The sequence below is a fragment of the Psychromicrobium ferritrahens genome, from assembly GCF_043789415.1.
Classification (GTDB): domain Bacteria; phylum Actinomycetota; class Actinomycetes; order Actinomycetales; family Micrococcaceae; genus Renibacterium.
Window position 1 is genome coordinate 132,157 of record NZ_JBDLLW010000001.1, and the last position, 21,299, is coordinate 153,455.

General features: G+C 60.3%; 15 protein-coding genes. 9 read left to right on the forward strand and 6 right to left on the reverse strand.

Annotated elements, in window-relative coordinates; translation table 11 throughout:
* Positions 1–2: 2 nt before the first annotated feature.
* On the reverse strand, positions 3–1,019 hold the full coding sequence (locus ABDK06_RS00620; protein ID WP_394937864.1) for a sugar-binding transcriptional regulator: 1,017 nt from the start codon (positions 1,017–1,019) through the stop codon (positions 3–5).
* Between the two features lie 42 nt (positions 1,020–1,061).
* On the opposite strand from ABDK06_RS00620, the gene ABDK06_RS00625 reads away from it, so the two are divergent.
* The 3 genes from ABDK06_RS00625 to glpK all read left to right on the forward strand — a co-directional run bounded on the left by ABDK06_RS00625 (position 1,062) and on the right by glpK (position 5,227).
* A complete protein-coding gene (locus tag ABDK06_RS00625) occupies positions 1,062–2,834 on the forward strand; it encodes a glycerol-3-phosphate dehydrogenase/oxidase (protein ID WP_394937866.1) in 1,773 nt (590 codons plus the stop codon).
* 81 nt (positions 2,835–2,915) lie between these two features.
* On the forward strand, positions 2,916–3,668 hold the full coding sequence (locus ABDK06_RS00630) for an MIP/aquaporin family protein (protein ID WP_394937868.1): 753 nt from the start codon (positions 2,916–2,918) through the stop codon (positions 3,666–3,668).
* A gap of 44 nt (positions 3,669–3,712) precedes the next feature.
* A complete protein-coding gene (gene glpK / locus ABDK06_RS00635) occupies positions 3,713–5,227 on the forward strand; it encodes a glycerol kinase GlpK (RefSeq protein ID WP_394937870.1) in 1,515 nt (504 codons plus the stop codon).
* 268 nt (positions 5,228–5,495) lie between these two features.
* On the opposite strand, the gene ABDK06_RS00640 is transcribed toward glpK, so the two are convergent.
* Positions 5,496–8,960, reverse strand: coding sequence for a bifunctional proline dehydrogenase/L-glutamate gamma-semialdehyde dehydrogenase (locus ABDK06_RS00640; RefSeq protein WP_394937872.1), 3,465 nt, complete (start codon positions 8,958–8,960; stop codon positions 5,496–5,498).
* 453 nt (positions 8,961–9,413) lie between these two features.
* On the opposite strand from ABDK06_RS00640, the gene leuS reads away from it, so the two are divergent.
* From leuS to ABDK06_RS00655, 3 genes are all read left to right on the forward strand, one after another.
* Positions 9,414–11,924: a leucine--tRNA ligase gene (gene leuS, locus ABDK06_RS00645; protein ID WP_394937874.1), complete on the forward strand. Its 2,511-nt coding sequence runs from the start codon at positions 9,414–9,416 to the stop codon at positions 11,922–11,924.
* Between the two features lie 12 nt (positions 11,925–11,936).
* The gene (locus tag ABDK06_RS00650; RefSeq protein ID WP_394937876.1) at positions 11,937–12,881 is read left to right on the forward strand and encodes a DegV family protein; all 945 of its coding nucleotides are present in this window, start codon (positions 11,937–11,939) and stop codon (positions 12,879–12,881) included.
* A gap of 91 nt (positions 12,882–12,972) precedes the next feature.
* Complete coding sequence (locus ABDK06_RS00655; RefSeq protein ID WP_394937878.1) at positions 12,973–13,731, forward strand: ComEA family DNA-binding protein; 759 nt, start codon at positions 12,973–12,975, stop codon at positions 13,729–13,731.
* 417 nt (positions 13,732–14,148) lie between these two features.
* On the opposite strand, the gene ABDK06_RS00660 is transcribed toward ABDK06_RS00655, so the two are convergent.
* Positions 14,149–14,691 carry a hypothetical protein gene (locus ABDK06_RS00660; RefSeq protein WP_394937880.1) on the reverse strand — a complete coding sequence of 181 codons (543 nt, stop codon included), beginning with the start codon at positions 14,689–14,691 and terminating at the stop codon, positions 14,149–14,151.
* Between the two features lie 33 nt (positions 14,692–14,724).
* On the opposite strand from ABDK06_RS00660, the gene ABDK06_RS00665 reads away from it, so the two are divergent.
* The gene (locus ABDK06_RS00665; RefSeq protein ID WP_394937882.1) at positions 14,725–15,693 is read left to right on the forward strand and encodes a ComEC/Rec2 family competence protein; all 969 of its coding nucleotides are present in this window, start codon (positions 14,725–14,727) and stop codon (positions 15,691–15,693) included.
* 77 nt (positions 15,694–15,770) lie between these two features.
* Here the strand turns inward: ABDK06_RS00665 and ABDK06_RS00670 are convergent, their stop codons facing one another.
* Positions 15,771–16,991, reverse strand: coding sequence for an endo-1,4-beta-xylanase (locus tag ABDK06_RS00670; protein WP_394937884.1), 1,221 nt, complete (start codon positions 16,989–16,991; stop codon positions 15,771–15,773).
* Positions 16,992–17,162: 171 nt separating this feature from the next.
* On the opposite strand from ABDK06_RS00670, the gene holA reads away from it, so the two are divergent.
* Positions 17,163–18,164 carry a DNA polymerase III subunit delta gene (holA, locus tag ABDK06_RS00675; protein ID WP_394937886.1) on the forward strand — a complete coding sequence of 334 codons (1,002 nt, stop codon included), beginning with the start codon at positions 17,163–17,165 and terminating at the stop codon, positions 18,162–18,164.
* A 334-nt stretch (positions 18,165–18,498) separates the two neighbouring features.
* Here holA and rpsT read toward each other — a convergent pair whose 3' ends face one another.
* Positions 18,499–18,762: a 30S ribosomal protein S20 gene (gene rpsT, locus ABDK06_RS00680; protein WP_394937888.1), complete on the reverse strand. Its 264-nt coding sequence runs from the start codon at positions 18,760–18,762 to the stop codon at positions 18,499–18,501.
* 173 nt (positions 18,763–18,935) lie between these two features.
* The gene (locus ABDK06_RS00685) at positions 18,936–19,352 is read right to left on the reverse strand and encodes a type II toxin-antitoxin system PemK/MazF family toxin (protein ID WP_394937890.1); all 417 of its coding nucleotides are present in this window, start codon (positions 19,350–19,352) and stop codon (positions 18,936–18,938) included.
* Between the two features lie 69 nt (positions 19,353–19,421).
* Here ABDK06_RS00685 and lepA point away from each other — a divergent pair, with 69 nt between their 5' ends.
* Positions 19,422–21,284: a translation elongation factor 4 gene (gene lepA, locus ABDK06_RS00690; protein WP_394937892.1), complete on the forward strand. Its 1,863-nt coding sequence runs from the start codon at positions 19,422–19,424 to the stop codon at positions 21,282–21,284.
* Positions 21,285–21,299 lie beyond the last annotated feature (15 nt).

The following is a 21,299-nucleotide window of genomic DNA, read 5'->3' on the forward strand; positions in this document are numbered from 1 at the left end:
CTTTACCGGCTCAGCTCTGAGATGGGAGTGCTCTCTTCGACCAGGCGGCGTGCCGTGGCCTCGTCGAGGATCAGTTCGGTGGCCAGTCCGGCGGCCAGGGCACCGCGCAGACCGTTGATCTTGGATACCCCGGAGACCACGCAGATACGGCGCCGCACCTGGCGGAGCAAGGACAGCGGCGGACCGGAAGACCGCTCGTTCATGGCGATGCCAGCATCGCTGCCGTCTGCGCGGAAGAACACCGTGGCAACATCGCCCACCACCGAACTCGCGGCCAGCTCATCAAGATCGGTTTCGTCCAGGTATCCGCCGGAGTAAACATGGCTGGGCACATCGGCATCGGTCGAACCCACACCGAAAACCGACATGGTCATCCGCTCTTGCAATTGCAGGATCCGTTGCACACTGCGTTCATTCCACATCGCGACTTTGGTCTCCGGGCGATCGAAGAAGGCGGGCACCGGGAACTGCTCCACTCTCGCGCTGTAGGCGTGACCGAAGCGGCGCAGGATCTCCGAGGCGTAGGTGATGCCGCTGGTCCGGGTGTTTCCTGCTCCATTGAGCTGCACGATTGTGCAATCATGAGTGGTTTTCTGCCGCAGATGACGGCTTACCGCGCTGAGAGTGGAGCCCCAGGCCACCCCCACCACGGCGTTGGAATCCACCAGCGGAGTGATCGTTCTGGCGGCTTGCAGTGCCACCCGGTCCAGCACCTCGCCTTCGTTGAGGGTGTCCGGGACCGGTACCACGTGCGCATCGACGTGGAAGCGGGAACGGATCTGTCGCTCCAATTCAGGGGCTATCTCGCGTGGCGAGCGAATCTGGATCTGCACCAGGCCGCTGTTCCGCGCCGCTGCGAGCAGCCGCGAGACGGTGGAGCGAGAAGTGCGCAGCTCATGCGCTATGGCGTCCATGGTGAGGTCCTGCAAATAGTACATCTGAGCAGCGCGCAGGCTATCGGAGTTGCTCAAAGAGGGGTGCCTGGGCATCTGACACAACCATTCTGCACGTTTGTGCATCTGACTTGACTGAAATTTCAGAACCTTTAAAGAATAGAGCTTATGACCGAGCAACAGAACATCGCAGTTCCTTTCAGCACCGAGCGGGACGACGTCCGTGCTCTTCGCGAGCGCCCGCGGGCGCAAGTCTTGGTGATCGGAGGTGGCATCAACGGCGTCGGAACCTTCCGTGATCTGGCCTTGCAAGGCGTGGATGTCGCCTTAGTGGAACGCGGCGATTATTGCCAGGGAGCCTCGGGAGCCTCCTCGCATATGATCCACGGCGGGATCCGTTACCTGGAAAACGGCGAATTCCGCTTGGTCAAGGAATCGGTGCAGGAACGCAATGGCCTGCTGAAGATCGCTCCGCACTACGTCAAGCCGCTCAAGACGACGATTCCGATCTTCTCCACTGTTTCCGGTGTGCTGAATGCACCGCTGCGCTTCCTGACTCATAAGCAGCAGGGAAAGCCAAAAGAGCGCGGTGCCTTCCTGATCAAACTAGGGCTCAGCCTCTATGACTCCTTCTCCCGCGACGGCGGCAATGTTCCGCGGCATCAGTTCCAGGGACGTAAAAAAGCCCTGGCGACCTTGCCCCGGCTGAACTCCGGTATCAAATATGCCGCAACCTACTTCGATGCCTCGGTGCACAATCCGGAGCGGCTCACCCTCGATGTACTGCGCGATGGCGTGCAGGCAGGCAACAGTTCCGGGGGAGTCCGCGCTGAGGAATCGCGGGCACGAGCCAGCAACTATCTCTCGGTCACGGAGATCTCCGAGGACGGCGTCGAACTGACCGATCAGCTGACCGGTGAGAGCTTCAGCTTCACCCCGGATCTCATCGTGAACACCACCGGTGCCTGGGTCGATGAAACCAATGCCGCCATGGGGTCCGCGACTTCCTTCATGGGCGGGACTAAAGGCTCTCATATCGTGCTGGATCACCCCGAGCTGCTCGCCGCCTGCGCTGGGCGGGAGATCTTCTTCGAGCACACCGATGGCCGCATCGTGCTGATCTATCCGATGGGGGATCGGGTGCTGGTCGGCACCACCGACGTCGACGCCGATATGAGCGAGGACGCGATCTGCACCGAAGACGAGATCGATTACTTCTTCGATCTGGTCGGTCACGTCTTCCCGTCGATCAAGGTCGAGCGCGAGCACATCGTCTACTCCTTCGCCGGGGTGCGACCGCTGCCCAAGCACGATGCGACTCAGCCCGGCTTCGTCTCGCGGGACTACCGGATCGAACGCGCCGATCGCTCGGTGGCGGGTCGTTCCATCCCGGTGCTCAGCCTGGTCGGCGGAAAGTGGACGACGTTCCGCGCGCTCAGCGAGCACCTGAGCAACGACGTACTCGCCCTGATCGGCAAGGAGCGCAAGGTCTCCACCGCTAAGCTCTCCATCGGCGGCGGGGTCGGCTTCCCAGCGAGCGATGCCGCCGTCGAGCGCTGGATCCTCGATCACACCAGTGCGCAGATCAGCGCGGAGCGAGCGGCTGTCTTGCTGACCCGTTACGGCTCAAGAGCTGAGCAAGTGATCAAGTACCTTGAGGCGGGCACCGACAAAGTACTAGATTCGACCTATGAACTGAGCCTTCGTGAGCTGACTTATATGGCGGAGCACGAACAGCTCGGACATTTGGTGGATGTGCTGATTCGACGGACCTCTTTGGCCTTCCGAGGCTTGGTCACCGAGCAGTTGCTGGCCGAACTGGCCGAAGCTCTGCGTGGCCCGCTGGATTGGAGTGCCGAAAGGGTACAGTTCGAGATCAAGCACGCAGAGTTTGTCCTGGACCGCTTCCACCGGGTTCAGGTGCAGGACTTGGTTGCCTGAAGGCCGTTGGGGGTCGAAGCATCAAGAACGCTGGTGTTCACCTGAGGCCAGCGCAAGACACGTACTGAGGAGTCAAAGACGATGAATCTACTGGAGATATTCCTCTCCGAATTACTCGGCACCGCCATTTTGATCCTATTGGGCACCGGCGTGGTGGCCAATGTCGCGCTGAAAGGGACCAAAGGTAACGCCGGTGGCACCTTAATGGTCAACTTCGGCTGGGGCCTGGCGGTCTTCGCCGGTGTCTATGTCGCTTTTAAGTCCGGAGCGCACCTGAACCCAGCGGTGACTGTCGGCGTCGCGATCAATAAGCTGATGCAGGGCGACCACGAGTTCGTCAAAGGCGTCGATATCAACGCCGGAACCATCTCGCTCTACATCATCGCCCAGTTGCTGGGTGCTATTATCGGCGCGGTGCTCTGCTGGCTCGCCTATAAGCAGCACTTTGACGCCGAGCCGGAAGCCGCCAATAAGCTCGGAGTCTTCTCCACCGGTCCGGCGATCCGGAACACGGCCTGGAACCTGGTGACCGAAATCATCGCTACCTTCGTGCTGGTCTTCGTGATTATCCTGTTCGCAGGAACCCCGACCGAGCTCGGCCCGCTTGCCGTTGCCATGTTGGTGGTGGGCATTGGTGCCTCGCTCGGTGGGCCCACCGGTTACGCGATCAACCCGGCGCGTGACCTCGGCCCGCGTATTGCTCACGCTTTCTTACCGATTAAAGGCAAGGGTTCCAGCGACTGGAGCTACTCCTGGATTCCGGTGGTCGGCCCGCTGATCGGTGGCGCCATCGCCGCGGTGGCCGCTCCTTTGGTCTCTGTCTGGGTTAAGTAGCAACACCACTTCCGCAATCACAGGCATCGACAAAGGAGTTCATCATGCCGCAGTACGTTATAGCCATTGACCAGGGAACCACTTCGAGCAGGGCCATCGTCTTCGACCACGACGGCAATATCGTCTCTACCGGCCAGAAGGAGCACGAGCAGATTTTCCCGAAGGCTGGCTGGGTTGAGCACAATGCCACAGAGATCTGGGACAACACCAGAGAGGTGATCGGCAGCGCTCTGTCGAAGGCGAACCTGACCCGGCACGATATTGCCGCGGTCGGCATCACCAACCAGCGGGAAACCGCGGTGGTCTGGGACAAGAAGACCGGTGAGCCTGTCTACAACGCGATTGTCTGGCAGGACACCAGGACTCAGGACATCGTGGATCAGCTCGCTGCCGAGGGCGGCGTCGAGAGATTTAAGGACAAAGTCGGGCTGCCTTTGGCCACTTACTTCTCCGGCACCAAGATCAAGTGGATCCTGGACAATGTCGAAGGTGCCCGGGAACGGGCCGAGGCCGGGGACCTGCTCTTCGGCAACACCGATTCCTGGGTCACCTGGAACCTGACCGGCGGCGTGGACGGCGGGGTGCACATCACCGACGTCACTAATGCCTCCAGGACCATGTTCATGGATCTGGAGACCTTGTCCTGGGATCAGTCGATCCTTGACGCCTTCGGGGTTCCAGCCTCGATGCTGCCCGAGATCAAGTCCTCTTCCGAGGTCTATGGCACGGTGCACACCTCGCAGTTGCTGCGTGAGGTGCCGGTGGCCGGAATCCTCGGTGACCAGCAGGCCGCGACCTTCGGCCAAGCTGCTTTCGAGGCCGGCGAGGCCAAGAACACCTACGGCACCGGTTGCTTCCTGATCTTCAACACCGGCGAAGAGATCGTTCGTTCGAAGAACGGCTTGCTGACCACCGTCGGCTACAAGCTCGGCGACGCACCGACGCACTATGCGCTGGAAGGCTCCATCGCCGTCGCCGGTTCACTGATCCAATGGCTCAGGGACAACCTGGGGATGATCTCCAGCGCGCCCGAAGTAGAAGAGCTCGCAGCTGCTGTGGAGGACAACGGTGGGGTGTACATCGTTCCGGCGTTCTCCGGTTTGTTCGCACCGTACTGGCGTTCGGATGCTCGTGGTGCGATCGTCGGGATGACCCGCTATGTCAATCGCAATCACATCGCCCGGGCTGCGTTGGAGGCTACCGCCTTCCAGACCCGCGAGGTGCTGGATGCGGTCAATGCGGATTCGGGTGTGCCACTGACCGAGTTGAAGGTCGACGGCGGGATGGTCGCCAACGATGCGCTGATGCAGTTCCAGGCCGATATTCTCGGTGTCCCGGTGATTCGTCCCCGGGTCACTGAGACCACCGCGCTGGGTGCTGCCTACGCTGCTGGGCTAGCGGTCGGCTTCTGGAACGGTTTGGGAGAGCTTTCCTCGAACTGGGCCGAAGACAAGCGCTGGGAGCCGCAGCTGGAAGATGCCGAGCGGGATCGTCAGCTGCGGCTCTGGAAGAAGGCCGTCACCAAGTCGATGGACTGGGTCGACGAAGACGTCCGCTGACGAGTGGGGCGCTCCCGAAGTGTCGACTGCGTCGCCACGTCGGGGCCCTCGCGCCCCACTCTTAGCTGTTCGGCCCCTGTCGCTCTCTTAGGGCCTATGGCTGTGTGCTCCTCCGTCTCAGACCAGCTGTCCCACTGAATGTTGCTGGAGTTACGGAAGTGACTGTTTCAGATGAACTTTCACAACTTCTGAAACACTCAGTGGGACAAAGGACTTAATAAACTGGCGGGGCGGGTCAGATGTTTGCAAGACATCTGACCCGCTCGTTTTAGCCGAACACGGTGTGCGAGATGTTATCCGGGTTGCCGAAACGGTGCGCGGTGATCGCTATCGCTTGCTCGTGCAGGAAGGGCAGTAGCTCGACCCGTCCCGCCTCGGTGACCGCACCGGAGTAGATGGCGATATCCGGGCTGCCCTCACTCGCATCCAGGAGTGCGGTCTCAGCGGTACGGTTGACGTCGCCCACCAGCCGCACTCGGATCGCACCGCGAGCAGTAACCCGGGCCACCCAATCGGCCTCAGTCTCCACCAGGGCCTGCACTCCGAGTTGGATTAGCGCATTGCGCAGGGGAGTCGTCGGTTCCTGAGGCAGCGAGATGTTCACTGAGCCGCCGGCTTGATATCCCGCCGCGGCGACGCGCAGCAACTCAGCAACGGAACCGGCAGAGTCAGTGGACCAGCGCACCTCCACCGGCACCGGAAGGTAACGGAAGACATTCCGCTCCACGCCCAGTCCGGAGACATCCCTGCAGACCCCGAACTCCTCTTGCCACTGCCGGAGATCATCAGCGAGAGCCCGGTTCAGGAAATCAAGCTCGGCGCTGGAAAGCTCTGCCGAAAGAGCCTTAACCGCTTGTTCGACGGCGGGCCTCAACGTCCCCGGTTCCACGTCCGCTATCGGAGTTGACTCCCAGGAACCCAAGTGGATCAGGTAGTTGGGGCCGCCCGCTTTAGCACCGGCACCCACCGATGAGCGCTTCCAACCACCGAAGGGCTGACGCTGCACAATAGCACCGGTGATACCTCGATTGACGTAGAGGTTGCCGGCCTGAACCTTGTCCAGCCAGAGGCTCAATTCGGCGGCGTCCATGGTGTGAAGGCCCGCGGTCAGCCCATAAGCCGAGGCATTCTGCAGTTCAATCGCCTCTTCCAGGGTCTTCGCCGTCATAATGCCGAGTACCGGACCGAAGAATTCGGTCAGGTGGTAGTAGCTATTGGGCTGCACTCCGGTGCGCACTCCGGGGGAGTAGAGCCTACCTTCTGCATCGAGTTGACGAGGCTGGACCAGCCAGGATTCCCCTTCGCCGAGTGTGGTCAATGCGGTTTTCAACTTGCCTGCCGCCGATTCAATGATCGGACCCATCTCGGTCTCAGGATCGTCGGGGAAACCGACCTTGAGAGAAGACGCAGCATCAACCAGCTGATGCCGGAAGCGCTCCGAGGCGGCTACCGAACCGACCAGGATCACCAGCGAAGCCGCTGAGCACTTCTGCCCGGCGTGTCCGAAAGCTGATTTCACCACGTCTTTGGCAGCCACATCGAGATCGGCGCTCGGCGTCACAATGATCGCGTTCTTGCCGCTGGTCTCGGCGAGCAGCGGCAAATCGGCCCGCCAGGAACGGAAGAGCTTCGCGGTCTCATAAGCGCCGGTGAGAATCACCCGATCCACCGAAGGATGCGAGATCAGATGCTGACCGATCGGTCCTTCCGCGACATCGGCGAAGATCAGCGCATCCCGGGGCACGCCAGCAGCCCAGAGCGCCTCAACCACTCCGGCGGCACAGCGTTTTGCCTGCGGGGCCGGTTTGACGATCACCGAGCTGCCCGCGGCGAGCGGGGCCAGAATGGAACCGGCGGTGATAGCGATCGGGAAGTTCCACGGCGGGGTGACCACGGTGAGCTTTGAGGGGATGAATCGGGCCCCTCGCACCTGATCGAGCTTCACCGCGTTCATCGCGTAGTAATTCGCGAAGTCAATCGCCTCGCTGATCTCCACATCGCCTTCGCCGAGGGTCTTCCCGGTCTCGCTCGCCGCGACTTCAATCAGCTGACCACGGCGTGAGGAGAGTTCGACGGCGGCCTTCCGCAGCACTGCGGCTCGGCCTGCGCTGCCCTGCGCTGCCCAAGCAGTTTGAGCTGAGACGGCGCGTTCAATCAGTTCGTCAACCGCCTCGCGGCTGTCGAAGGAGGACGCCGCCACCAGTTCCACTCCCAGCTGGGAGGAGGAAACCTTGGAGAGCACCTCGCGCCCCCAGGCCCGAATATTCGGCAGTGAAGAATCCGAATCGTCGGCGTTGCGGAACCCGCCCTCGAGCGACTCCGGTGCACGATCTGTTTTTTGTGCACGGTTGGGCTGAGGCACAGTGCTATCCAGGGCGGCGAGCGAATCCAGGAAGCGCTTGGTCTCGCGTTCCAGCAGTTGCGGGTTCGTCGTCAACTCGAACACCGCGGACATGAAATTGTCCTGGCTAGCGTTCTCTTCGAGCCGCCGGATCAGGTAGCTGATCGCGACGTCGAACTGCTGCGGTTTGACCACGGGAGTGTAGAGCAGGAGCGAGCCGACGTCCTGGCGGACCGCGTCCGCCTGGTCCTCGGCCATGCCGAGCAGCATCTCGAATTCGACCTGGCCGGAGACACCGCGTCGTTCAGCGAGCAAGTGTGCAAAGGCGATGTCGAAAAGATTGTGCCCCGCCACGCCGAGTCGTACGGCCGCGGTGTTCTCCGTTTGTAATGCCCAGTCCAGACAGCGCTTGTAATTGGTATCGGCGTCCTGTTTGGAAGCCACCGTAGCCAGTTGCCAGCCGTGGATCGTGGCATCGACCTTTTCCATCGCCAGATTGGCGCCCTTGACCAAGCGGACCTTAATGCCTGCGCCGCCTGCGGCCCGGCGTGCCTGAGCCCACTGCGTCAGATCCTGCAGGGCTGCCAAAGCATCTGGCAGGTAGGCTTGCAGCACGATGCCGGCTTCTAAGCTCCGTAACTCAGGTCGATCGAGAATCCGCTTGAAGACCTCGACGGTGAGATCCAGATCGTGGTATTCCTCCATGTCCAAGTTGATGAACTTGGGCACTGCCGAAGCTGCGGCGTCCTGATAGAGCGGCACCAGCCGCTCGGTGATCTTCAGAACGCTCTCTTCGAAGGCCCACATATTCAACTGGGCCACCACGGAGGAGACCTTAATGGAGACATAGTCGACATCAGGGCGGGCCAGCAGTTCCTTGGTTCCGGCCAGCCGGGCATCGGCTTCCTTATTACCGAGGACGGCTTCGCCGAGCAGGTTGATGTTCAACCGGGTGTGATCGTGCTTGAGCTTGGCGATGGCTGCACCGAGCTGGCGAGGGCGAGCATCCACGATCAGATGTGCCACCATCTGGCGAAGAATGCTCCGGGCGATCGGCACTACCGCCCAGGGCAGTAAGGGGGCCGCCACACCGCCCAACCGAACCCCGGCCTTCATATACCAGGGCAGGAACTTCGGGGTGGTGCGGGCTAGCAACGACAGATTGCGGGCCGCGACCCCGAGGTCCTCGGGCCGCACCACGCGATCGACGAAACCGATGGTGAAATCTAGGCCGTTTTGATCTTTGAGCACTTCGGCCAGCAGGGCGGCGGAACTCGCTGCTTTTTTGGCCGAACTTGAGACGGGTGTTTCGAGCCATTTTCGAACCAGGGCGACGGCGTCATCGGCCAATTCGCTGGGGCGTGGGTTTACTGGAGCAAACATTTGAGGCATATGAGAAGACCTATCAAATGACGGGCCAGCCGTGCGTTGGATCGACGGTGACCGATCGGCCGTGGGAGCACTCCTCCTCGGCACGAATGCGCAAGGCATTCAAGCATAAGGATATCGTCAAGAGAGCACGGTAAATAACCCACTGCCGAGCTGTTCGGCCTGCCGGCACGCTCACCGCCGTCAGTACGGCTGATGTTGCCGGAATCTCTCATTCTGGCCCTTACTTAATATTCAGCGGGAGGCCCGGTCAGCTGAGGACGACCTGGTTGGCGGCCAGGATGCGCTAAGGTTGAACTTATGTATTTTTCCTGCCCCCGTCACGGATTGCTTATTTAGCCGTACAGCTTTCGGATTTCAGCTGTACGGTCTGCCCCTTGCCAGGTTGCTTGCGCGCCACGAGGGGCTTTTGTATGTCCAAGCGAGGCAGAGTTTTCGGTCATGGAAGGCAAGGCGATGAGCCAGCAGACAATGGGTCAAGGGGCCTCAGGTCATCAGGCAGCAGAAGAGGGCGCGAGCAACTACGATGTGGCGTCGGTGGAAGCCAAATGGCTGCCTCGCTGGGAAGAAGCGAAACTCTTCGAACCCGCGGACGACGGCTCCAAGGAACGTCGTTATGTGCTCGATATGTTTCCGTACCCTTCTGGTGACCTGCACATGGGGCATGCCGAGGCATTCGCGATGGGCGACGTCGTCGCACGCTATCTGAAGCTCAGAGGGTTTGACGTACTGCACCCGATCGGTTGGGACTCCTTCGGGCTGCCGGCTGAGAATGCGGCGATCAAACGCAATGCCCACCCGGCAGAGTGGACCTATGCCAATATCGCCACTCAGGCCAGCTCCTTCAAGCGCTATGCGATCAGTGTCGACTGGTCTCGTGAACTGCACACCTCTGATCCCGAGTACTACCGCTGGACGCAGTGGCTGTTCCTGCGCTTCTATCAGCGGGGGCTGGCTTATCGAAAGAATTCCCCGGTTAACTGGTGCCCCAAAGACCAGACCGTGCTGGCCAATGAGCAAGTGGTCAACGGTGCCTGCGAACGCTGCGGAACCATTGTCACCAAGAAGAACCTGAACCAGTGGTATTACAAGATCACCGAATACGCTGATCGCCTGCTGGACGATATGGAACCGCTCAAGGGCCATTGGCCCGAGCGGGTGCTGGCCATGCAGCGCAATTGGATCGGCCGATCCGAAGGCGCCCACGTCGATTTCGCCATCGAGGGCATCGGGCACAAGGTCACGGTCTTCACCACCCGGCCCGATACTTTGTACGGAGCTACGTTCTTCGTGGTGGCGGCTGATTCCGCGTTGGCCGCCGAGCTGGTGACCGAAGAGCAACGTGCAGAGCTCGAGGCGTACCAGGAAGAAGTCAAGAAGCTCTCCGAAATTGAGCGCCAGGCCACCGAGCGGGAGAAGACCGGGGTCTTCCTGGGACGTTATGCCAGCAACCCGCTGACCGGCGAACGGATGCCGGTCTGGGCGGCTGACTATGTGCTCGCTGACTACGGCACGGGCGCCGTGATGGCGGTGCCTGCCCATGATCAGCGTGACCTGGACTTTGCCCGGGCCTTTGGGCTGCCGGTCAAGGTCGTGGTGGAAACCGGTGAGGAAGACCCGGAGGTCTCTGGAATCGCCACTGCCGGTGAAGGTAAGCTGACGAATTCCGGCAGTCTCGACGGACTGAGCAAAACGGAGGCCATTCCCGCAGCGATCGCCCTGCTGGAGGCCAACCAGAGCGGCAAGAAAACCATCAATTACCGCTTGCGGGACTGGCTGCTGAGCCGTCAGCGTTTCTGGGGGGCGCCGATTCCGATCGTTCATTGCCCGGAGTGCGGTGAAGTTCCGGTACCCGATGAACAGCTGCCGGTCCGTCTGCCTGAGAACCTGCGCGGCGAGGAGTTAGCTCCGAAAGGCACCTCGCCGCTGGCCGCTGCACAGGAGTGGGTCAATGTTCCCTGCCCCCGCTGCGGTGCCGCTGCGCAGCGCGATACCGACACCATGGACACCTTCGTGGACTCCTCCTGGTATTTCCTGCGCTACACCTCACCCCATGATGAGCAGGCTCCTTTCGACGCCGAAGCCGTGAAGAACTGGATGCCGGTCGCGCAGTACGTCGGCGGGGTGGAGCACGCCATTCTGCACCTGCTGTATAGCAGGTTCTTTATGAAGGTGCTCTATGATCTGGAACTGGTGCCGGTCCAGGAGCCCTTCGGCGCCCTGCTCAACCAAGGCCAGGTGATCAACCGCGGCAAGGCGATGAGCAAGTCGCTGGGCAATGGGATCGACCTGTCCGAGCAGCTCGATCAGTTCGGTGTGGACGCCGTCCGGCTCACCATGGTCTTCGCCTCCCCGCCCGAGGACGACGTCGATTGGGCCGATGTCTCCCCGGCCGCCGCGACCAAGTTCCTGGCTCGGGCCTGGCGTCTGGCCAGGGACATCACGAGCAGTCCTGGGGTTTCCGCCGCTGAGGGCGATCGAGCTCTGCGTGAGCAGACCCATCGCAGCGTGGCTGAAGCGGCCGAGCTCTTGGATGCGCATAAGTTCAATGTGGTGATCGCCAAGATCATGGAATTGGTCAATGCCACCCGCAAGGTGATCGATTCGGGGGCTGGAGCAGCCGATCCGGCGGTCCGTGAGGCCACGGAGGCAGTAGCGATCATGCTCAGTCTGTTCGCGCCCTACACCGCGGACGATATGTGGGAGCAGCTCGGGCAGCAGGATTTTGTCGCCCGTGCAGCTTGGCCCGTTGTCGACGAAACCCTGCTGGTGCGCTCGACGGTGACCGCCGTCGTGCAGATCCAAGGCAAGGTTCGGGAGCGGCTGGAGGTTCCTGCGGATATCACCGAAGATGAGCTGCGCGAATTGGCCTTAGCCGCTGAAAATGTGCAGAAGTTCCTGGACGGGCGGGATATCCGGACCGTGATTGTCAGGGCTCCTAAGCTGGTCAACATCGTCCCTGCTTAGGTTGTTGATGCCGTGAAGAAGCTGACTGAGGGTGCGTCCGGCTGGCTGGCCAAGCTGGTCGGACGTCGCGATTCACCTGCTGAGTTGCTCGCTGAAAATGCGGCGCCCAGAATCGCCATCGTCACCGATTCCGCGGCTGCACTGCCCCGGGACTTTGCCTCGGCTTCGCTTGAGGTCCTGACGCTGCCGATTATGGTGGACGGCGAGATCTACGCTGAGGGGGAGGAAGAGCTTTCGACGGCGCTCAGTCTTGCGCTTGCCTCAGGGAAGGACGTGAAAACCTCACGGCCTTCGCCCGGGCAGTTCGAAAGGGTGTATCAGTCCCTTGCCGATCGCGGTTTCCAAGCCATTTTGTCGATCCATCTTTCGGCTGAGCTTTCCGGCACCGTGGACTCAGCAAAGCTGGCCGCGAAGCGAATAGCGATCCCTGTTGAGGTGATGGATTCCCGCACCGTGGCGATGGCCCAGGGCTTCGGAGTCCGCGCTGCCCTACAGGCCGCTGAACGAGGGGACTCCTTGGACGCAGCTGTACTGGCAGCTCACGCTGCTTTGGATTCTTCAAAGGTGTTTTTCTATGTGCCGTCCCTTGAGCAGCTTCGCCGAGGCGGCCGAATCGGGGCGGCTGCCTCTTGGATTGGCACCATGCTCGCTATTAAGCCCATCCTGAGCGTTGCCGATGGTCAGATCGTGCCTCTGGAGCGCATTCGTTCCGCGCCAAAAGCGATCTCCCGCTTGGACGAGCTCGTCGCCGCGGAACTCGCTGTGCGTGGTCAGCCGAGCAGTGTGGCCATCCACAGTTTCGGCAATCGGGAGCAGGCCGAGGAACTGCTGATCAGACTCCAGGCTTTAGCAGTGCCACCGGCCGAGTCCTTCATCACCGAAGTTCCACCGGTACTAGGTGCTCATGTCGGACTGGGCGTGCTGGCCGTGGTGATTTCCGCGAGGCTTCCGGCCTAACTACTCCTGCACAGTGGGGGCCAATAAGTCCTTTCCCCACATCCTGGTTTTCGTCGGCTCCGGGGTGTGCCGAATTCCCTATGCTCAATGCATGCCGAGTCACAACAGACACCTTGCCAGCTCAGTGCGGCTCACCGAGCTCTTCCCTGAGGCAGCCGCTTCCTCCTTTCCCAGGAAGCGGCTGCGATGGCGGCTGAGCGCAACAGTAACGATCACTACCCTGATGATCGTGGCTTTAGCTGCGGTGCTTTTCTGGTGGGGCAGTGGCGGGGCAGCGGCACAGAACCCCGTGGCCCCGCCCGGTGCTAGCGCTCTTGAAGTGCCGCCTTTGGCGGCCAGCCCGACGTCGCTGAATCCGGTTTCCCCGAAAGCTGAGGATACGAAGCTAGTGGTTCATGTGATCGGAGCTGTTGCACGCCCTGGGGTGGTCAGCCTACCCTCGGGAAGTCGCGCTTTCCAGGCGATCAGTGCTGCCGGAGGTGCACAATCAACAGCGGAACTCTCGGGCTTGAATCTTGCCGCTGTGCTGCAAGACGGCCAACAGATCATGATCCCCACCAAGCAACAAGTTCTCGCCGCCAACCGGCTGACAGCTGGAGCGATGCCGGCGACCCCGCCCTCCAGCGCGAGTAGTGGTGGCAGTGCCGCAAGCACTGCCACTAAGGTCAACCTGAATACGGCCAGCTCGGAGCAGCTCGTCGGTCTGCCCAGAGTGGGCGAGGTGCTGGCGAAGAAGATTGTGGCCTGGCGAACCGAGCACGGGAAGTTCGGCTCAATCGATGATCTGGACGCTGTGGAGGGAATAGGCAGCAAGTTGTTGGAGGCCCTTCGTCCTCTCGTCTCGGTCTAGCCATTGCGTCGAGATTGGCGGTATTTCCAATCGGCTGCCACCCGGGATGCGTATGCCGGATTGCCGCTACCCAGGCACGGAGGCAATCCGGGGAAACAGCTCCTTGCCTGGGTGGCGGCAATTCGACGAAGGGCTGAGGCACGGGTTGCACCACTGAGTAAGGCGCAATACCGAGCTCCTCTGGATATCCGACTCGTGCCGATGGCTATCGCATCCTGGCTTGCTGCCGGAGCGGGTCGCTTGACGGCACCTCTCGGCGTGAGCTGGGTCGTGGGAACTTGCCTCTTTGTGATCGGAACGCTCCTATGGCAGCTGACAAGATCTCGTTTTCTCGCGCGGGCCAAAGCAGGGCTCCTTCAGTCGGCTCTCAGCATCGGTGTGGCGGGAGTGATGTTCCTCTTAGGCGGCCTCGCGGCCTTACAACAGATGCCAGCCTTCCTCGCAGAGGCGGGTGATCAAGGTTTGCTTGTGACGGCGCAGCTCGTGCTGATCGAGGACCCTCGGGAGGTTTCCGGCCCGAACGGGACTGGGACGTTGATTTCGGCACGACTTGAGGAAATCGAATTCGGTGGGAAAGTCGTCCGGACTGGACTTCGAGTGCAGATGAGAATCGAGCAGTCTCAGACGGCGCCTGAGACTGCTCGACAGAATACTGCCCACCAGGATGCTGATCACCAGGATGCGGCCCGCCAGAACGCCGGTCAGCTTAGTGACGGGCAGCTTAGTGACGGGCAGACGACTATCGAGAGGATCGCGCCAGGGCCAAGCTGGGAGTCCCTCACGCAGGGGGTGCGGCTGAGCTCGGCTGGGAGGCTCAAGGCCGCAGAAACTCCCTTCACTGCGGCGCACTTCATCCCCAGTGGTCGGCCGAAAATCCAAGGTGAGCCTCCGGTACTGACGCGATTCCTCAGCGGACTTCGGCAAGAATTCAGGGAAAGCACTGACGCGGTTTGGCAGCACCGTTCAACTGATATTGCGGCGTTGTTACCTGGGATGACAATCGGTGATCGTTCTCAATTGCCGGTTGACCTGGCCCAGGCAATGAAGACCACCGGCTTGAGCCATCTGACCGCGGTAAGTGGCATGAACTGCGGCGTTGTACTCTTCGGCACGATTCTGGCCGCCCGGTTTTTGAGGATTCAACGGTATTTCGCAAGCGCTTTCGGGGGAGCGTTCCTTGTGCTGTTCATCGCGGTTGTAGGTCCCGATCCCAGCGTTATCAGGGCCTCACTGATGGGAAGCCTGGGGCTGCTCAGCATGCTCGGCGGACGGCCTAAGCAGCTGATCTCGCTGTTGTGTTTCACGGTAATTCTTGTGCTGCTTTTCGACTCGAGTCTTGCCCTGAGTTTCGGCTTCGCGCTTTCTGTGGCAGCAACAGCCGGATTGATCGTGCTGGGACCTGGTTTGCAGAGCAAACTTGCCCGGATTTTGCCTCACTGGCTGGCCACTGGGTTAGCGATTCCTTTAGCGGCTCAGCTCAGCTGCGCGCCGATTATCGTGCTGCTCAATCCAGCTCTGACGATCTATGCTCTTCCAGCCAATCTTCTGGTTGCACCGGTGGTTGCTTGCACAACGATCCTGGGCACGCTTGCCCTGCCGGTTCTTCCGCTTTTGCCGGGGGTAGCCATGGTCTTGCTGACCTTGTCCGGTCTCTGCGTCGCCTGGGTAGCTTTGATCGCGCGGTTTTTCGCAGTCCTACCCGGAGCGATGCTGCCCTGGCCGGATGGTCCATGGGGAGTGAGCCTGATGTGTCTGCTTTCGGCGGGCAGTTTCACGCTGGTTTTTCTGCTCGCCGAGCGCAGGAAATACCTTGCCCTGGTCAGGCAGAAATGCCGGGTGCAACTGCCTGATGCCCGGCTCCGAAGAACGCTACTGAATACCGGGCTCGGTCTGGGGCTCGCGGTCATCAGCTGGGCGCTTTCACAGTTACTCCTCCGACTCGTCTACGCACTACCACCCTAGCTACCTGAATGAAGCAGCGACTTAGACTCAGATCCCGGCTCGAACCCGGCATGAATGGCTGTCCGAGGTCTCTCTGCCTACAACGGGTTTCTCACCCGCTCAGGAGCATGTTTGAAAGCATCCAGCAGAGCCAGATAAGCGGGCGTCGGCTGCAAGGAGTCATCGAAGAGCAAGGGTCGAGCCGGGCGTCCAGTGGACTGTCCGGCGGGCAGACGGTTGTACCAGCTATGCTGATTGTCCACACCCCAAACGATGAACTCCTTGACCGAGGTGTTTGCCAAGGCAGTCTTTGCAAAAACGGAGTATTGCTTGGCGACTTGAGCGTCGCGTTCATCAATGTCGTCGACGAAACCCCGGTCATCGACGTCGAACTCGGTGATATGGATTTCGGGGACTTTAGTTGCCAGCTCGGCCAGGAAATCCGCATAAGCATTCTCCGCGAACGTCGATCGGTCTATCAGCAGGTGGCCTTGTAATCCGACGACGTCAAAAGGCACTTGCTCTTGCTGTAACTCATCGACCAATTGCAGGAGCAATGACCGCGCATCCTGGCCAGTAGAGTCGTCGCGCTCGGTATTCGCTTCGTTGAGGATCAGCTTCGCCTCACCATCGATAGCTCTAACTCGCCGGAAGGCCCTAGCGATGTAGTCCTTGCCAAATGCGGTGTACCAAGGCCCTTTTCTAAATTTGGGGTCCGGCTCCTCTCTCTCCCACGGAGCAATGGGTTCGTTGACCACGATCCACTTTTTCTGCTTCCGCTTCTCGGGAGGCAAATACGCAGAGAAATTGAGGTAATGTTCCACCACGGTATCCAGGTGACGGTCGAGTTGATACCTGAGTTCGTTGCCGCTAAGTTGCTTCATCCATTCGGCGTTATTGTCATTCCACACCAGATTGTGGGCATGGATCGGCATGTAGCTGTCTTTGGCGTACTGCATCATCTGGTCTGGTGAAGACCAATCGAAGGTGTCCAGATCGTGGTGCAACACCTCGTCTTTGAAGGAATTTCCGGAGGCAAAAATATGCGCCTCCTGAAGCACCAGCTGGCGCAAGGCATCGCCATTCGGGCTGTCAAACCAGCTGTCCTCAGTGAGGCCGAAGAGCACCCCCGCTTCCCAGGCGGCGAGGGCAATGGCTGAGGGGCCGGGCGGGCCAGAAGGCGAATCGGACTCAGCGGCTTTCGCGCTGCTAGGCATGATCAGCCCGCTCCCCATCGCCCCAGCAGCTCCAATCAAGCCCAGGGCGCGTCGGCGCGAGAGCATTCCATCCTGCCTCGCTGGGTGAGTGGGTTCAGCCATTATCGATCCTTTCGCTGCTCACCACGGGGGAGCGTTCAGTCATCATGAGCGGGTATTGGGTCACTGTGCTCCCAACACTCATCCGGGTTCATCAGTAATAACGATATGTTATTGCTAACGACGTAAAGCTGAAAACTTCTGATTGTCCTCGCCACATGGCAAGCTAGGGGAGTGCCTGCAGCAAAAACTTCCACCGGGAACAAAGTCAGTTGGCGTTCCATCCCACCGGCATTGTTGATCCTTGTTCAAGGAACCGAGGAGTACATTGCGCACCGGGCTTTGGAAGCGATTCGTCGGGAGGTGCGTGCCGCCCATCCCGACGCCGAACTCACCCGTCTTGATGCCTCGCAATATTCCGGCGGAGAGCTGGCTATGGCGACCAGCCCTTCCTTGTTCGGTGAGAACAAACTGATTGAGGTCAGCGGATTGGCATCCATGACCGATGCCTTTCTGGCCGAGGCTTTGAACTATCTGCCGGCTCCCGAAACCGATTGCATCGTGGTGCTTCACCACAGCGGGGGAACCCGCGGCAAGAAGCTGCTGGACGCCGTCAAAACAGCGGGGTTTCCGGTCGTCGAATGCCTTCCGCTCAAGAAGGACTCCGAAAAAGCCGAGTTTGTCACTCAGGAGTTCAAGGCAGCGGGCCGCCGGATCGAAGCTCCGGCCGTTCGTTCCCTGGTTGCTGCGGTGGGCTCACAGCTCTCCGAGTTAGCCGCTGCGTGCAGCCAACTCATCTCAGATTCAGACGGCACGATCACCGTGGATTTGATCGATAAATATTACGGCGGTCGAGTCGAAGCCACAGCGTTCAAAGTGGCTGATGCCGCAGTTGCCGGTAATGCAGCGGTGGCGCTTTCCAGCCTGCGGCATGCCCTGGCCACGGGTGTCGATCCGGTTCCACTGGTGGCTTCGTTGGCGATGAAGGTCAGAGCGGTGGCCAAAGTGCACGGCGCCCGGGGAAGCTCAGCCGTGCTGGCCACATCGCTCGGCATGGCACCCTGGCAAGTCGACCAGGCGAGGCGCGAGGCAGAACGCTGGAGCGAAGAAGGACTTGCGGAAGCAATTCGCGCCCTTGCTCTAGCCGACGCTCAGGTCAAAGGCGCCTCCAGAGACCCGGTGTACGCCGTCGAACGAGCCGTGACGATTATCGCCACCGCTGCGGGCGGGCGCTAGTGACGGTTTGCACGACGGCAACTCAGCGCCGGGGGTAATGAAGCCAGGGGTAATGAAGCCGGCAAAACGACGCTGACCCCTATCGACCGAAGGACGGATGGCATCCCTGAAGCACGTTTTCGCTGGGTTATGCCGTTCATCCCAGTGAAACTCGTTTTTGGTTGAGCTCTGCTCACCCGGGCAACTCCCGATGCGGATGCTCCGGCCCCCGGCAAAGACACAAACCTAAGCACTGGAAGCCAGTGCTGACTGAATCCCAAGTTGAACAGTTTTGCCGCTGAGCTTAAAACATTGATGGCCGGCTCCCAGGGGAACCGGCCATCAAGAGAAAAACCTAGCTCAGTTTGCTGACCTTCTTGGAGATCGCAGACTTGCGGTTGGCAGCCTGGTTCGAGTGAATGACACCCTTGCTGACAGCCTTGTCCAGCTTGCGGCTGGCGGTGGCCAGTGCGGTGCTAGCGGTTTCCTTATCGCCGGCCTCGACAGCTTCGTTGACCGCGCGAACAGCGGTCTTCAATTCGGACTTAACAGCGACATTGCGCTGACGTGCCTTCTCGTTGGTGAGAATGCGCTTCTTCTGGGACTTGATATTAGCCACGTATGAACTCTCTGTATAAAACGGAAATGGTCTAGAGGGCGTTGAATCAGCCATTGACAGCGGCGTGGGGATGCTCGATTAAGGTGAACGTCCGGCTGATTCGTCGTGCCCGCCGACCTGCGCGGACACACAGCAATAAATTTTAGCAGAGTTTTAGCCGCAAGTATGCAGGGTTATTGCCAGCCGTGTCGCTCCCGCAGGGCGGCCGCCACTAATTCAAACTTTTCTGCGCTGAGCACAGCCCCTTCACGGCGAATTCGCTGTCGAGCAATCCGAAGAATACGGTCCACTCGGACTTCACTGGGACGCCGTTTTCGATCCCAAGGACCAGCACCGACGTCCACATAATCCCTCTGGGTGCGTTCATCGACTTCGCTGCCGTGGACATGGTCTTTAGTCGTCATCATCAAGCCCAGCAGCCATTCGTGGTCGACGCCCACCAAGAGCACCGGACGGTCTTTGCCCAACTCAGGGTCGTCCTCGAAGGCCACCCAGGTCCAGACGATCTCACCCGGATCCGGTTCTCCGTCGGGTTGCGGGGCGTAACGCACGACACCGCTGCCCTGATAATCCGGTGCTACGTCGATCACAGCATAAGCATATGGGAGAATTGAATCTGCTCCGTTGATAGGGGAGCGCCCCGACAGTAAGGAAACTCTGTGTCACCCATGGCCCGCACCGCACCGGTGCCTGCCGCGACCGATCCGGCGATCATCAGGAACTTCTGCATCATCGCCCATATCGACCACGGGAAGTCCACTCTCGCGGACCGCATGTTGCAGCTGACCGGCGTCGTCCAGCAGCGGGATATGAAAGCCCAGTACCTGGACCGGATGGACATTGAGCGCGAACGCGGCATCACCATCAAGTCTCAGGCGGTGCGCATTCCCTGGGAAATGGATGGGCAGGCTTACTGCTTGAATATGATCGATACGCCCGGTCACGTCGACTTCACCTATGAGGTCTCCCGATCACTGGCAGCCTGCGAAGGCGCCATTCTGCTGGTGGACGCTGCTCAGGGCATTGAAGCCCAAACCTTGGCGAACCTCTATCTTGCGATGGAAAACAATCTCACGATCATTCCAGTGCTCAATAAGATCGATCTTCCGGCTGCTCAGCCGGAGAAGTACGCCGCCGAGTTGGCCAACCTGATCGGCGGCAAGCCAGAGGACGTCCTGATGGTCTCCGGCAAGACCGGAGTCGGCGTCGAGGCCTTGCTGGATCAGATCGTCCGCGAGTTGCCGGCCCCGAAGGGAAATCCCGATGCCCCCGCTCGCGCGATGATCTTCGACTCGGTCTACGACACCTACCGTGGTGTGGTGACTTATGTGCGCGTGGTGGACGGCAACTTGTCGCCCCGTGAGAAGATCCAGATGATGTCCACTCGTGCCACTCACGAGCTTCTGGAGATCGGTGTGAGCTCGCCTGAGCCGACGCCGTCAAAGGGCCTCGGGGTCGGAGAAGTCGGGTACCTGATCACCGGTGTGAAGGATGTGCGCCAGTCCAAGGTGGGCGACACCGTCACCACCCTCAATAAGCCGGCTTCGGAATCGCTCGGCGGCTACGAAGAGGCGAAGCCGATGGTCTTCTCCGGGCTCTACCCCTTGGACGGAACCGATTATCCGGTGCTCCGCGATGCGCTGGAAAAGCTCATGCTCAACGACGCCGCTCTGATCTATGAACCCGAGACCTCCGCGGCGCTGGGCTTCGGGTTCCGCGTCGGTTTCCTCGGTTTGCTGCACCTGGAGATCACCCGGGAGCGCCTGGAGCGAGAGTACAACCTGGACTTGATCTCCACCGCTCCGAACGTGGAATACGAGGTGACCCTGGAGGACAAGAAGGTCATCCATGTCACCAACCCCAGCGAATACCCCACGGGCAAGATCGCCGAGGTCCGAGAGCCGATGGTTTCGGCCACCATCCTGGCTCCGAATGAGTTCGTCGGTGCCATTATGGAGCTATGCCAGAGCCGCCGCGGCATTCTGGGAGGAATGGATTACCTCTCAGAGGATCGCGTCGAGATCCGCTATCGGCTCCCGCTCGCCGAGATCGTCTTTGACTTCTTCGACATCCTCAAGTCCAGAACCCGAGGCTACGGTTCGCTGGACTGGAAGGCCGACGGCGATCAAGTCGCCGATCTGGTCAAGGTCGACATCATGCTGCAGGGCGAACAGGTTGACGCGTTCTCGGCGATTACCCACCGCGATAAGGCCTACGCCTACGGTGTGATGATGACCGGCAAGCTGCGCGAATTGATTCCCCGCCAGCAATTCGAAGTGCCGATCCAGGCTGCTATCGGCGCCCGGATCATCGCCCGGGAGAATATCCGAGCTATCCGCAAGGACGTGCTGGCTAAGTGCTACGGCGGCGATATCACCCGTAAGCGCAAGCTTCTGGAGAAACAAAAAGAAGGCAAGAAGCGGATGAAGATGGTGGGCCGGGTAGAAGTTCCTCAGGAGGCTTTTATCGCCGCGCTCTCCTCCGAATCGAGCAAAGACAGCAAAGACAAGGCGAAGAAATAACAGCGACCGGCCCAA

Excerpts from the sequence above, each read along its gene's own strand:
- ABDK06_RS00620 (WP_394937864.1), bottom strand. The coding sequence starts at position 1,019 with ATGCACAAACGTGCAGAATGGTTGTGTCAGATGCCCAGGCACCCCTCT.
- ABDK06_RS00625 (WP_394937866.1), top strand. The coding sequence starts at position 1,062 with ATGACCGAGCAACAGAACATCGCAGTTCCTTTCAGCACCGAGCGGGAC.
- ABDK06_RS00630 (WP_394937868.1), top strand. The coding sequence starts at position 2,916 with ATGAATCTACTGGAGATATTCCTCTCCGAATTACTCGGCACCGCCATT.
- glpK (WP_394937870.1), top strand. The coding sequence starts at position 3,713 with ATGCCGCAGTACGTTATAGCCATTGACCAGGGAACCACTTCGAGCAGG.
- ABDK06_RS00640 (WP_394937872.1), bottom strand. The coding sequence starts at position 8,960 with ATGCCTCAAATGTTTGCTCCAGTAAACCCACGCCCCAGCGAATTGGCC.
- leuS (WP_394937874.1), top strand. The coding sequence starts at position 9,414 with ATGAGCCAGCAGACAATGGGTCAAGGGGCCTCAGGTCATCAGGCAGCA.
- ABDK06_RS00655 (WP_394937878.1), top strand. The coding sequence starts at position 12,973 with ATGCCGAGTCACAACAGACACCTTGCCAGCTCAGTGCGGCTCACCGAG.
- ABDK06_RS00665 (WP_394937882.1), top strand. The coding sequence starts at position 14,725 with ATGACAATCGGTGATCGTTCTCAATTGCCGGTTGACCTGGCCCAGGCA.
- ABDK06_RS00670 (WP_394937884.1), bottom strand. The coding sequence starts at position 16,991 with ATGGCTGAACCCACTCACCCAGCGAGGCAGGATGGAATGCTCTCGCGC.